The organism is Nocardioides mangrovi (genome assembly GCF_020073815.1).
In the GTDB taxonomy this organism is placed as follows: Bacteria; Actinomycetota; Actinomycetes; order Propionibacteriales; family Nocardioidaceae; genus Nocardioides; species Nocardioides mangrovi.
This window is the reverse complement of the sequence record NZ_JAIQZJ010000027.1, coordinates 1-12,145: the sequence shown is the minus strand read 5'-3', so window position 1 is coordinate 12,145 and position 12,145 is coordinate 1. Positions and strand designations below refer to the sequence as shown.

Annotated in this window: 12 protein-coding genes; 6 read left to right on the top strand and 6 right to left on the bottom strand. The window is 71.5% G+C overall.

Annotated features, from left to right (window positions below; all coding sequences use genetic code 11):
- Nucleotides 1-22: 22 nt before the first annotated feature.
- The gene (locus K8U61_RS23980; protein WP_224125536.1) at nt 23-484 is read left to right on the top strand and encodes a GNAT family N-acetyltransferase; all 462 of its coding nucleotides are present in this window, start codon (nt 23-25) and stop codon (nt 482-484) included.
- A gap of 31 nt (nt 485-515) precedes the next feature.
- Here the strand turns inward: K8U61_RS23980 and K8U61_RS23975 are convergent, their stop codons facing one another.
- Nucleotides 516-1,682 (bottom strand): HNH endonuclease, encoded by a 1,167-nt coding sequence (locus K8U61_RS23975; RefSeq protein ID WP_224125535.1) that lies wholly within the window; start codon nt 1,680-1,682, stop codon nt 516-518.
- A gap of 506 nt (nt 1,683-2,188) precedes the next feature.
- Here K8U61_RS23975 and K8U61_RS23970 point away from each other — a divergent pair.
- Nucleotides 2,189-3,157 (top strand): NADPH:quinone oxidoreductase family protein, encoded by a 969-nt coding sequence (locus tag K8U61_RS23970; RefSeq protein ID WP_224125534.1) that lies wholly within the window; start codon nt 2,189-2,191, stop codon nt 3,155-3,157.
- A 30-nt stretch (nt 3,158-3,187) separates the two neighbouring features.
- On the opposite strand, the gene K8U61_RS23965 is transcribed toward K8U61_RS23970, so the two are convergent.
- From K8U61_RS23965 to K8U61_RS23955, 3 genes are all read right to left on the bottom strand, one after another.
- Complete coding sequence (locus K8U61_RS23965) at nt 3,188-3,652, bottom strand: nucleoside deaminase (RefSeq protein ID WP_224125533.1); 465 nt, start codon at nt 3,650-3,652, stop codon at nt 3,188-3,190.
- Nucleotides 3,649-5,061, bottom strand: a complete 1,413-nt coding sequence (locus tag K8U61_RS23960) for a purine-cytosine permease family protein (RefSeq protein WP_224125532.1) — start codon at nt 5,059-5,061, stop codon at nt 3,649-3,651. The genes K8U61_RS23965 and K8U61_RS23960 overlap by 4 nt, the downstream gene beginning before the upstream one ends.
- Nucleotides 5,062-5,122: 61 nt before the next feature.
- The gene (locus tag K8U61_RS23955; RefSeq protein WP_224125531.1) at nt 5,123-5,431 is read right to left on the bottom strand and encodes a putative quinol monooxygenase; all 309 of its coding nucleotides are present in this window, start codon (nt 5,429-5,431) and stop codon (nt 5,123-5,125) included.
- Nucleotides 5,432-5,485: 54 nt separating this feature from the next.
- Here K8U61_RS23955 and K8U61_RS23950 point away from each other — a divergent pair, with 54 nt between their 5' ends.
- Together K8U61_RS23950 and K8U61_RS23945 are read left to right on the top strand one after the other, a co-directional pair.
- The gene (locus K8U61_RS23950) at nt 5,486-7,447 is read left to right on the top strand and encodes a M13 family metallopeptidase (protein WP_308043351.1); all 1,962 of its coding nucleotides are present in this window, start codon (nt 5,486-5,488) and stop codon (nt 7,445-7,447) included.
- Nucleotides 7,444-8,181, top strand: a complete 738-nt coding sequence (locus tag K8U61_RS23945) for a 2-phosphosulfolactate phosphatase (protein WP_224125530.1) — start codon at nt 7,444-7,446, stop codon at nt 8,179-8,181. Before K8U61_RS23950 ends, K8U61_RS23945 begins: the two co-directional genes overlap by 4 nt.
- Before the next feature lie 6 nt (nt 8,182-8,187).
- Here the strand turns inward: K8U61_RS23945 and K8U61_RS23940 are convergent, their stop codons facing one another.
- A complete protein-coding gene (locus tag K8U61_RS23940; RefSeq protein ID WP_224125529.1) occupies nt 8,188-8,715 on the bottom strand; it encodes a hypothetical protein in 528 nt (175 codons plus the stop codon).
- 92 nt (nt 8,716-8,807) lie between these two features.
- The gene (locus K8U61_RS23935) at nt 8,808-9,287 is read right to left on the bottom strand and encodes a group II truncated hemoglobin (RefSeq protein ID WP_224125528.1); all 480 of its coding nucleotides are present in this window, start codon (nt 9,285-9,287) and stop codon (nt 8,808-8,810) included.
- A 53-nt stretch (nt 9,288-9,340) separates the two neighbouring features.
- On the opposite strand from K8U61_RS23935, the gene abmR reads away from it, so the two are divergent.
- A complete protein-coding gene (gene abmR, locus K8U61_RS23930) occupies nt 9,341-9,862 on the top strand; it encodes an ATP-binding transcription factor AbmR (protein ID WP_272491988.1) in 522 nt (173 codons plus the stop codon).
- A gap of 70 nt (nt 9,863-9,932) precedes the next feature.
- Nucleotides 9,933-12,017, top strand: coding sequence for a RecQ family ATP-dependent DNA helicase (locus K8U61_RS23925; RefSeq protein ID WP_224125527.1), 2,085 nt, complete (start codon nt 9,933-9,935; stop codon nt 12,015-12,017).
- Nucleotides 12,018-12,145: the final 128 nt, after the last annotated feature.

Here is a 12,145-nt window from a genome sequence, read left to right as displayed (position 1 = left end):
CCGCCGGGACTACGGTGATGGCGTGCTGCCCGAGCCGACGCCGAGGCTCCGCTTCCGCGAGATGACCGAGGCGGACCTGCCGGACATCTCCTCGCTGGACCTCGGGGGCTCGCGCGGACCTGAGGGCTGGATCTCGTGGAACCGACGCAACTACACCGAGCACGGGTTCGGTCTGTGGGTCCTCGAGACCCACGCCGGGGAGTTCGTCGGCGACTGCGGCCTGACCATGCAGGAGGTCGAGGGAGAGTGGTTCGTCGAGGCCGGGTGGCACGTCCGTCCGGACCTGCGGGGTCGGGGATACGCGCCTGAGGCGGGCCTGGCCGTCCGCGAGGTCGCTCGCACTTCGGGGGTCGGGCATCTCATCGCCATCATCCGTCCGGACAACGAACCGTCGCAGCGGGTGGCAGTGAAGATCGGTCTCGCACTCGAGCGCGAGGTGGAGAAGGGCGGAGCACCGGCGCTGGTCTTCGGTGCTGACCTGTAGGGGCCGAGCCAGTGCCGGCTCCACGGGCCTCCTATAAGCGTCGGTGGAAGGTGACGCTGCCGTTGGGGTGGTGGGTCAAGTCGTAGCCGGTGTCGTGGGCCTTCATGTGGTGCCAGTGGCACAACCCGACCGCGTTGGTCAGGTCGGTGGGTCCGCCTTTCGCCCACTCGATGAGGTGGTGGGCATGCAGGCCGTTCGTACGGTCGCAGCCCTCGGCGACGCACTGTCCGTGCTGGCGCAGGGTGATCGCGATCCGCTGGGCCTTGGAGTGCAGCCGCTGCTCGCGACCCAGATCCAGGACCTCGGACTTCCCGTTCATGACGACGGGGAGGATTCCGGCCTCGCAGGCCAGCTTCCGGGCGAGCGCGGCGCTGATGCGGTCGCCGGTGTCGAGGATGGTCCCGGCCTGCTCGAGGCGCCCCAGCAGCGACTCCTCGGAGATGGTCACGAGGAGGGTGGCGTTGAGGCCGCCGAGCTTGGGGAGCTTGTTCTTCGGGAACCGCATCAGCAGCTCGTAGAACGCCTGCCCCTGAGCCTCGGGACCGGTTCGCTCTGAGGTGAGGTGGCCGGTGCCGGCGCCCTTGGTGGCGTTCTGGTGCTTGGCGGCCATGACGGCGGCGATGATCTTCTTCAGGGCGGCGCCGCCGAGGTGGGGCATCTTGAACGCACTGCAGGTGGAGCCGTCGCCGTCGTCCCAGACCTTGAGGTACATCGAGCGCAGTGCCTTGGCCTCTTGGCGTTCGAGGATCTCCGCCTCGCGGGCGTCGGCACCGTCGGGGTCGATCACTTCCCAGAGTCGCTTCCCGAGCCGGTTGAGGCCGTTGACGTCGTGCTCCATCGCGAGGTCGAGGAGGTGCTGCTCGGCCCTGACCTTCAGCTCCGGGTCGAGGTCGTCGGGGAGCGTGTCGACCCAGCGCAGGATCGCGCGGGCCTGGTCGGCGCAGATCACGCCGGCGGCGAGCGCGGCTCGGGTGAACGGGTGGGCGTGAAGGTCCTTGCCCAGCTTCACAGCCGAATGGGCCGCAGCGCGGGTGGTCCGGGTCTGGTTGGCGAGCCACACCGCGGTCGAAGACGCGCCGCGGTCCTGCCCGACGTGCTGCTCGTCGGCGTGGGCGGCGACTCGGGCTTCGAGCTCGGCGACCTGCGCCTTCAGTGACTGAAGCTCGACGAGCGCCTCGGCGGCTTCGGTGTCGCTCATCGACCAGACCGGAGCGTCGGCGATCGAGGTCAGATCAGCACTCGCGTGCGCGATCGCCACCGACACTCGGTGGGTGGGAGTCGCGGTCGTTGCCATACGTCCACTCAACCACTGGCCACCGACAGTGAGATGCTCAGAACCCCCATATCCACAGGGCTCTGGGTCACAGGATGGTCACGATCCCGAGCCGTGATCCCGCGCCGGAACGCCTGCTCGTCGACCGCCGACAGTCGACTACCAGCGCACCAGGCCATGGTCGGCTTTCCGGGGTTTCGAGGCTCGTCGCTGGCGCTCCTCGCACCTCAACCACCGGGTTGGCACTTACCGGAAAGTTCGGGGGCGGCGGTGACCGGGAGCGCGGCGTACCCGCCTTTGCTGCCTGTCGGCGAGGAGTCCGCGCCTCCCGCAGGCCGAAGGTCAGCTCGCCGGGTTTCGAGGCTCAGGCGCCAGGGCGCCTTCGCACCTCAACCAGCGACGGCCAACACCCACCCGCTAGCGTCGGGCGCATGCGTGCAGCCCAGGTCATCGACACCACCGGTCCTGCTGACGTCGTCGTGCGCGACGTGCTGGAGCCGACGCCCGGAGAGAGCGACGTGCTGGTGGAGGTGCACCGGGTCGGGATCTCGTTCCCGGACCTGCTGCTGAGCAAGGGGGAGTACCAGCTCAAGCCGGAGGTGCCGTTCACGCTCGGCGTCGACTTCGCCGGGGTGGTCGTCAGCGGGCCGGAGGGCTACGAGCCGGGCCAGCGGGTGGCGGGCGTCGGCGGCTGGGGCGGCGCGGGCGAGCTCGTGGCCAACCCCGCGGACTCGACGTTCCACCTCCCCGACGCGCTCTCCTTCGACGAGGGTGCGGCGCTGCCGATGAACTACCTGACGGCGCAGTTCGCGCTCGCCGAGCGCGGCGACCTGAAGGCCGGCGAGACCGTCCTCGTGCACGGCGCCGCCGGCGGCGTCGGCACCGCGACCATCCAGGTCGCCAAGGGGTACGGCGCGCGCACGATCGCCGTGGTGAGCACCGACGAGAAGGCCGCGATCGCGAAGGCCGCGGGCGCGGACGAGACCGTGCTGCTCGACGGGTTCAAGGACGCCGTCAAGGAGCTGACCAGTGGCCAGGGTGTCGACGTGGTGGTCGACGTGGTCGGAGGCGACGTCTTCACCGACTCGCTGCGCTCCCTCGGCACCCAGGGCCGGCTGCTCGTGGTCGGCTTCGCCGCCGGGCAGGGGATCCCCGAGGTCAAGGTCAACCGCCTGCTGCTCAACAACATCGACGTCCGCGGCGTCGGCTGGGGCGCCTACGCGATGTTCCGTCCCGGCTACATGCAGCAGCAGTGGGCCGAGCTGCTGCCGATGATGGAGTCGGGCATCGTCCGACCGCCGATCGGTGCGTCGTACGCGCTCGAGGAGTTCGGCCAGGCGCTCATCGACATGGACGACCGCAAGACGCTCGGCAAGTCCGTCGTCCGCGTCCGGGACTGACCCGGCAACGATCGACGCCGACGATCCCGCTCAGGCGGGGTCCTCGCCGATGTCCTCGAACCACAGCTCGGGCCGCGCGGCGATGAAGTCGGTCATCAGGCCGATGCACTCCGGGTCCTCGAGCACGAGCACCTCGACCCCGTTGTCGGCGAGCCACTCGTGGCCGCCGAAGAACGTCGTCGCCTCGCCGACCACGACCCGCGAGATGCCGAACTGGCGGACCAGGCCCGAGCAGTACCAGCACGGCGACAGGGTCGTCACCATCGTGGTGCCGGCGTAGGTGCGCTGCCGGCCGGCGTTGCGGAAGGCCGAGGTCTCGCCGTGCATCGACGGGTCGTCGTCCTGCACCCGGCGGTTGTGGCCGCGACCGAGCACCGTGCCGTCGGCGGCGACCAGGGCGCCGCCGATCGGGATGCCGCCCTCGGCGAGCCCGAGCCGGGCCTCCTCGACGGCGACGGCCAGCCAGTCCCGGGCGGTGGTGAGGTCCAGGCTCATGCCTCGGACGCTACCGCTGCCGGGGTCGGCGGGGTGGGGGCCGCCAGCGGTCGGTAGAGGACGGCGTAGAGGACGGCCGCGATCAGGAAGCCGACGACCGGCGTCAGGTCGCCGACGCCGGGGTGGTTCGACGGGATCGGGCCGACGTACTTGGTCTGGTCGGAGAAGAGCCACACCGAGACCACCGTCGCGACGACGAAGGCGATCGGCCCGGCCCAGTTGGCGTAGCCCTTCGTCAGCATCGCGCCGACCGACGGTGTGCCGCGGCGCAGCAGCCGGTCGGTGAGGATCACGCCCAGCCACGGTGCGACCCAGTAGGCGATGACGAGCAGGAAGTTCTCGTACTTCGAGCCGGCGTCCTGCAGGCCGCTCCAGCCGACGAAGAAGCCGATCACGCCGAAGACGCCCGCGACCAGCGCGCGCCGGATGTGGGACGGCAGCCGGATCTCCAGGGTCAGGAAGGCCATCGCGCCGGAGTAGATGTTGAGCACGTTCGCGCACACCGCGCCGAGCGCGATCGCCAGCAGCGTCAGGTTGCCGAGGAAGGACGGCAGCAGGTCGGTGAACGCCGTGGTCGGGTTGCCGAAGAAGGGGTCCGCCCCGGCGGTGACGGCCGCGGCACCGGCCAGCTCGAGGACGGCGCAGGAGAGGAAGATGCCGAGGCCGGCGCACGCGAAGACCTGCACCCGGCCGGTGGTCGGCGCGAGGTAGCGGGAGTAGTCGGAGGCGTAGGGGTTCCAGCCCGCGGCGTACCCGAAGCTCGCCGACGCCAGCAGCATGAAGCCGCCGAAGCCACCGCCGCCGCTGGGCGCGCCCGGGTCGGCCTTGGTGAAGACGACGACGATCGCGACCAGGAAGATCACCGCGAGGACGGGGAAGGCGAAGCGCTCGAAGACGTGCACGAAGTTGTGGCCGAAGAAGGCGACCACGACCTGGATGCCGACCACGATGAGCAGGCAGACGACGTCGGGCAGGTCGGTCAGCGACGCCAGCGCCAGCGCGCCGCTCACGCTGTTGACCGCGAACCACCCGATGCCGGCCATCACCGAGCTGACCACGGCCGGCAGGGCGTTGCCCCAGAAGCCGAACGCCGTGCGCGAGGCGACCATCTGCGGCAGCCCGGTGCGTGGGCCCATCGTCGAGAGGTAGCCGTGGGTGATCGCGCCGAGCGCCGTACCGAGAAGGATCGCCAGCGCCGCCTGGGTGAAGGACAGCCCGAAGAAGAGGGTGCCGATCACGCCGACGAAGACGGTCGCGAACTCGAGGTTGGGCGAGGCCCACGTCCACAGGAGCTGCACGGGCGACCCGTGCCGCTCCTCGAGCGGGATGAACTCCACGCCCCCCGGCTCGACGGCGGCGACCTTGCTGCCGTAGTCGCGGGGCTCCAGAGGTACGTCGACGGTGCTCATGTGCGGAAGTATCGACCGCGGGTGTTTCCGGCGGGTAAGACCCGCCGACGGACGGGCAGCCTCAGAGGGCCCGGAGCGGGTGGATCGCCACGTCGCCGGCGATCGCGCCACCCAGGACACCGAAGGCGTCCGCCATGTGCGGGGTGCTCATGTGGGCGTCGAGGTCGGCCTGGCCGCGCCACGCCTCGACGGTGACGAAGACACCGGGGGTCGCGGCGGACGCGTAGACGTCGTAGGCGTAGCAGCCCTCCTCGTTCGCGAGGGTGGCGGCGGCGAGGGTCGCGAGCGCGGCACCGACCTCCTCGGACTTCGCCGGGTCGGTGGGGATCGTGGCGACGACGCGCAGGGCGTCGGCAGGTACGTCGGTCATGCCCGCAGGCTAGTGCCGTTCTCCTCTCGCCACCTGTCATCTAGGGTCGGGGCCGTGACGACTCTCGAGGACGCCCGCGAGGGCATGGACCTGGACATCCGGCCCCAGGACGACCTGTTCGGCCACGTCAACGGGCGGTGGCTCGTCGACACCGAGATCCCCTCCGACCGGTCCAGCTGGGGACCGTTCGTGCAGCTCGCCGACGCCGCCGAGGAGCAGGTCCACGCGATCATCGAGGACCTGGCCGGCCGCGTCTCCCGTGGCGAGCAGGTCGACGAGGACGCCCGCAAGATCGGGGCGCTCTTCGCCTCCTTCATGGACACCGACACGATCAACCGCCGCGCCACCGCGCCGATCCGGCCGCTGGTCGAGGCGGTTGCCGGGCTGCGCGACGTGCGCGACCTCGCGGCGTTCCTCGGCGAGTTCGAGCGGATCGGCGGACACGGCCTCTTCGGCTCCTACGTCGACACCGACTCCAAGGACTCCGACCGCTACCTCTTCCACCTGGTGCAGGGCGGGCTGGGCCTGCCCGACGAGTCCTACTACCGGGACGAGAAGTTCGCCGAGGTGCGGGAGAAGTACGTCGCCTACCTGACCCGCCTCTTCAGCCTCGCCGGCACGCCGGACCCCGACGTCGCCGCCGCGACCGTGCTCGAGATCGACACCCGGATCGCGGCCGGCCACTGGGAGCGTGCGGAGACCCGCGACGTCCAGAAGACCTACAACCTGATGACCAAGGCCGAGCTCGTCGAGCTCTGCCCGAGCTTCGACTGGGACGCCTACATCACCAACCTCGGCGGGCCCGCGATCGACGGTGACGTCGTCCTCGCCGAGGTCTGCGTGCGGCAGCCGTCCTTCTTCTCCCACCTGTCCGGCGTCCTCGACGTGATCGGCCTCGAGGAGTGGCGCTCGTGGCTGCTCGCGCACGTGCTGCGCGCGGCCGCGGCGTACCTCACCGACGACTTCGTGGAGACCAACTTCGACTTCTACGGCCGCACGCTCAACGGCACGCCCGAGCTCCGGGCCCGGTGGAAGCGCGGCGTCGCCCTGGTCGAGGGCGCGATCGGCGAGGCCGTCGGCAAGGAGTACGTCGCGCGGCACTTCCCGCCGGCGTCCAAGGCGATGATGGACGAGCTGGTCGCCAACCTGCTCGCGGCCTACCGCCAGTCGATCTCCCAGCTCGACTGGTTGACCGAGGAGACCAAGGAGCGGGCCTACGAGAAGCTCGCGACCTTCCGCCCGAAGATCGCCTACCCCGACACCTTCCGCGACTACTCCGCGCTGCACGTCACCAGCGACGACCTCATGGGCAACGTCGCCGCGGCGTCGGCCTTCGAGACCGACCGCCAGCTGGCCAAGATCGGCGGGCCGGTCGACCGCGACGAGTGGTTCATGCTGCCGCAGACCGTCAACGCCTACTACAACCCCGGCACCAACGAGATCTGCTTCCCCGCCGGCATCCTGCAGAAGCCCTTCTTCTCGCCCGACGCCGAGCAGGCCGAGAACTACGGCGGCATCGGCGCGGTGATCGGGCACGAGATCGGCCACGGCTTCGACGACCAGGGCGCGCAGTACGACGGTGCCGGCAACCTCAACGACTGGTGGACCCCCGACGACAAGGCCGCCTTCGAGGTGAAGTCCAAGGCGCTGATCGAGCAGTACGACGCCTTCGAGCCGCGCGCCCTGCCCGGCGAGCACGTCAACGGCGCGCTCACCGTCGGCGAGAACATCGGCGACCTCGGCGGCCTGACGATCGGTCACACGGCGTACCTGATCTCCCAGGACGGGAGCGCGGACGCCGAGTCGCGGCGCCGGCTCTTCCTCAACTGGGCCTTCTGCTGGCGCACCAAGCGGCGCAAGGAGCAGGAGCAGCAGTACCTCACCATCGACCCGCACAGCCCGCCGGAGTTCCGCGCCAACATCGTGCGCAACCTCGACGAGTTCCACGAGGTCTTCGAGACCGTCGAGGGCGACGGTCTGTGGCTCGACCCGGCCGACCGGGTGCGCATCTGGTGACGTCCGTCCACGTCGAGTGGGGTCCGACCGGCGCGGCCGCGTCGATCCGGCCCGGCGGCGTGGCGGTCGTCGTCGACGTCCTGTCCTTCACGACCACGCTGACCGTCGCGGTCGAGCGCGGCATGACCGTCTACCCCTTCCGGTGGGCGGACGTCCGGGCGACGACCTACGCCCGGACCCGGGACGCGGTCCTCGCGGTCGGACGTCGGGCCGCGCACCCCGGCGAGGTCAGCCTGTCGCCCTCGACGGTGCTGGCCGCGACCGGCGTACGACGCCTGGTGCTGCCCTCACCCAACGGCTCGTCGATCTGCTTCGGACTCGCGGACGCGGGGGTGCAGGTGGTCGGTGCCTCGCTGCGCAACCGGAGCGCGGTCGCGCGCTGGCTGCGGGACCGGCCGGCCGGCCACGACGACGAGTCCCCGGTGGTCGTCGTCGCGGCCGGAGAACGGTGGCCGGACGACACCCTGCGTCCGGCGGTCGAGGACCTCTGGGGTGCCGGCGCGGTCGTGGCGGCGCTGGCCGACCTCGGATCCGTGGACCTCTCCGTGGAGGCCCGCGTGGCCGAGCAGGCGTTCCGTGCGGTGGCCGACCGGCTGCCGACCGAGCTGCCCGCCAGCACCAGCGGGCGTGAGCTCGTCGACGGGGGCTTCCCGGACGATGTCGAGCTGGCCGCCCAGCTCGACGCGTCCGACGTCGTACCCGTGCTCGCCGACGGGGCCTTCACCGCCGCCTGACGGCGGTCAGTTGAAGCGCTGGAAGGTGATGGTCGGGTTGTACATCGTGAGCCCGGTGCCGCCGTCGTCCTGCATCTTCACGACGAAGGTGTGCTGGCCCTTGTTGATCGTGCCGCAGAACTGCACGGTGGCCGGGGTGCTCCCGTAGCCGAAGTACTTCTGGCCCTCGGGCGTGCCGACGCCGTCCTTGTAGAGGCTGGCCAGGCCGAGCTGGCTGCTGCCGTTGATGGCGAGCGCGGAGAGCGTGACGAGGATCCGGTCGGTGCCCTTCTTCGGGCCCTTGACGGTGATCTGCGAGCCCTCGACGTCGGCGGTGGCGCCGGCGGCGATCGACTGCTGGTCCATGCTGCGGTAGTTCATCGAGACGGTGGTGCCGCCCGAGCAGGCGACCACCTGCGCCTTCTTGGCGGCGAGGTGCGGCAGCGCCGCCTTGCCGCCGTCGGCGGCGGTGGCGGTGGTGGCACCGAGGAGGGCGCTGCCGCTGATGGCGAGGACGGCGAAACCTGCGGCCGCGATCGGGACTGACTTGTTCATGATTCGCTCCTGAGGTCGGCGACCCGAGTGAGCCGCGTTGGAGTTCGAGGAGCGGACGGGCATTCGTCAGATACGTCGTCGTCGGCGATACCTCAGCCTCGGTACGGCGGCGCGACGCCCCATCCCCACCGCGGGACGGGTGCGTGCTCGACGACGTCGGCTGCGCCGGGGCGGGAGTTGTGCATCGCCAGACGGGTGCCCCACTCGACGTACCCGATGACCGCGGCGCGGAACTCCGGGTCGTCGGGCAGCCCGGCGTCGTCGAGCGCGAGGCTCATGGTCGAGGCGAACCGGTGCCGCTGCTCGGGTGTGATCGCGAGGTCGCGGTGGTGGGCCAGCATGGCCTCGTAGCCGCCGTGCTCGGCGGTGTAGGTCGCGGGTCCGCCGAGCACCTCCGACCACCAGGCGGCGACGTGGGCGCGGTGGTCCTCGTGGACGCCGCCGGGGAAGAAGCCGGCCAGCAGGTCGTCGCGCTCGACCCGGTCGTAGAAGGCGTCGATGAAGCGACGGACGGCGTCACCGCCTCCGGCCCAGTCGTAGAGCGTCGGCAGTCCCGGCTCGTCCACACCCATGTCGGCATCCTCCACCCGTGGCATCGTTTTGCTTGCGGTGTAATCATGTAAGCATGTTGACCGAGGAAGCGCGAGAGCGCGTCGCCGGCTGGTTCGCCGGGCGACTCCCCGCGGAGTGGCAGACCGCCCCCGCGGACATCACGATCGACCGCGAGGAGATCACCCTCCGGCTCACGATCCCGGACGTCGAGCTGGCCGAGGACGCCACCGACGTCGCCCGCGCGGAGGCCCGCGCCGGCCGCGCGTCGGCCTTCCGCGAGGAGACCCGCGCCCAGCGCATGGAGATCGCCCGCGAGGCCCAGCACCGGTACGACGCGAAGGTGTCGTGGGGGGTCGTCGTCGGCGACCACGCGGAGCTGTGGACCCACGTCGCCGCGCCGGTGATGACCCGGCTCCGGCAGCCCCAGCGGCTGGTGCTCGACACGCTCGTCGACGCCGGCGTGGCCCGGTCGCGCTCGGACGCGCTGGCCTGGTGCGTGCGCCTGGTCGGCCAGCACGAGGAGGACTGGCTGGCCGAGCTGCGCGAGGCGATGCAGTCGGTCGCCGACGTCCGGAGCAAGGGCCCGGCCGCCTGATCCTGCCCGTCATCCACAGCCCGGCCCCACCGTCGTGCCGGCCGTCGGACGCCGCTGGTAGACAGAGGGCATGACCACCGCCGCGACCGACGTACGCGCCTCCGCCGAGCGCCACCTGCGCGCGCTCGTCGGGAGCGACGACGCCCAGCTGCGCGAGGACCAGTGGTCCGCGATCGAGGCGCTCGCCGTCGAGCGGCGGCGGGCGCTCGTGGTGCAGAAGACGGGCTGGGGCAAGTCGGCGGTCTACTTCGTGGCCACCCTCCTGCTGCGGGAGCAGGGCGCCGGGCCGACCGTGATCGTGTCGCCGCTGCTCGCGCTGATGCGCAACCAGATCGCCGCGGCCGAGCGGGCCGGCATCCGCGCGGTCACCATCAACTCCACCAACTCCGAGGACTGGGAGCCGATCCAGGACGCCATCCGGGCCGGCGAGGTCGACGTCCTGCTGGTCAGCCCGGAGCGGCTCAACAACCCCGGCTTCCGCGACGAGGTGCTGCCCCGGCTGGCCGCGACCTGCGGGCTCCTCGTCGTCGACGAGGCCCACTGCATCTCCGACTGGGGCCACGACTTCCGGCCCGACTACCGCCGGATCCGCACCCTCCTCACCGACCTCCCCGACGGCATCCCGGTGCTCGCCACCACCGCCACCGCCAACGCCCGCGTGACGCAGGACGTCGCGGAGCAGATGGGCACGGATGTCCTGGTGCTCCGGGGCTCGCTCGACCGGGAGTCGCTCCGGCTCGGGGTGGTCTCCCTGAAGACCGCCGAGCAGCGGCTGGCCTGGCTGGCCGACCACCTCGCCGAGCAGCCGGGCTCCGGCATCGTCTACTGCCTGACGGTCGCGGCGACCCAGGAGGTCGCCGACTACCTCCGCTCGCGCGGCCACGACGTCGCCGCCTACTCCGGCCAGACCGAGACCACCGAGCGGCAGGCGCTCGAGCAGGACCTCGCCGGCGGGCGGGTCAAGGCGCTGGTCGCGACCAGCGCCCTCGGCATGGGCTTCGACGCCACCCTCGGCTTCGTGGTCAACCTCGGGGCCCCGTCCTCGCCGGTCTCCTACTACCAGCAGGTCGGCCGCGCCGGCCGCGGCACACCGGACGCGACCGTGGTGCTGCTGCCGGCGATCGAGGACCGCGACATCTGGGCCTACTTCGCCTCGCTCGCCTTCCCGCGCGAGGAGCAGGTCCGCCGCGTCCTGGACGTGCTGGCCGAGGAGGGCCGGCCGCTGAGCACCGCCGCGCTGGAGACCTACGTCGACCTCAACCGCACCCGCCTCGAGACGATGCTCAAGGTGCTCGACGTCGACGGCGCCGTACGCCGCGTCCGCGGCGGCTGGGAGTCCACCGGCCGGCCGTGGAGCTACGACGAGGAGCGCTACCGCCGGGTCCAGGAGGCGCGGGAGCGCGAGCAGCGGGCGATGCTCGACTACATCGCGACCGACGACTGCCGGATGCGCTACCTGCGCGAGCAGCTGGACGACCCCGGCGCCGTCGACTGCGGCCGGTGCGACAACTGCGGCGGCTTCGACGTCGCCCGGGAGGTCTCCGCGGACGCCGTGGAGGAGGCCGAGGCCCGGCTGGCCCGGCCCGGCGTCGTGGTCGAGCCCCGCAAGATGTGGCCGACCTCGCTGGCCAACCTCGGCATCGACCTGCGCGGCAAGATCGCCGAGGCGGCCGAGGAGGGCCGTGCGGTCGCGCGGCTCACCGACCTCGGCTACGGCAACGCGCTGCGCGAGCTCTTCGCCCCCGGCACCCCCGACGGCCCGGTCCCGGTCCCGCTGGTGCGGGCCGTGATCGAGGTGCTCGGCGACTGGCGACCGCCGGTCGACGGGCTCGTCGAGGTCGAGTCCGCGAGCCGGCCGACCCTCACCGCCGACCTCGCCGAGGGGCTCTCGCGCTACCTGAAGGTGCCGGTCGTGGGCCGGTGGGCGATCGTCGACCCCGACGTCGTCCCGGGCCAGGGAGCGGCCAACTCGGCGCAGCGGGTGGCCGCCGTCGGCCGTCGGTCCGCCCTGCAGGGTGAGGTCCCCGCGGGGTCGCGGATCCTGCTCGTCGACGACCTCGTGGTGACCGGCTGGACCCTCACCCTCGCCGCCCGGGCGGTGCGCGCCGCGGGCGCCGCGGAGGTCCGTCCGCTGGTGCTGGCGACCACCAGCTAGCTGTAGTTCCTCATCAGGTTGTGAACGGCGAGGCGTAGACGAATAGCGAGGACCTCCAGTACGGAGGGGGTTACCACACCTACCCACCTACTGGAGGTCCTCGTGACTCACGCTAACGCGCCCTTGGC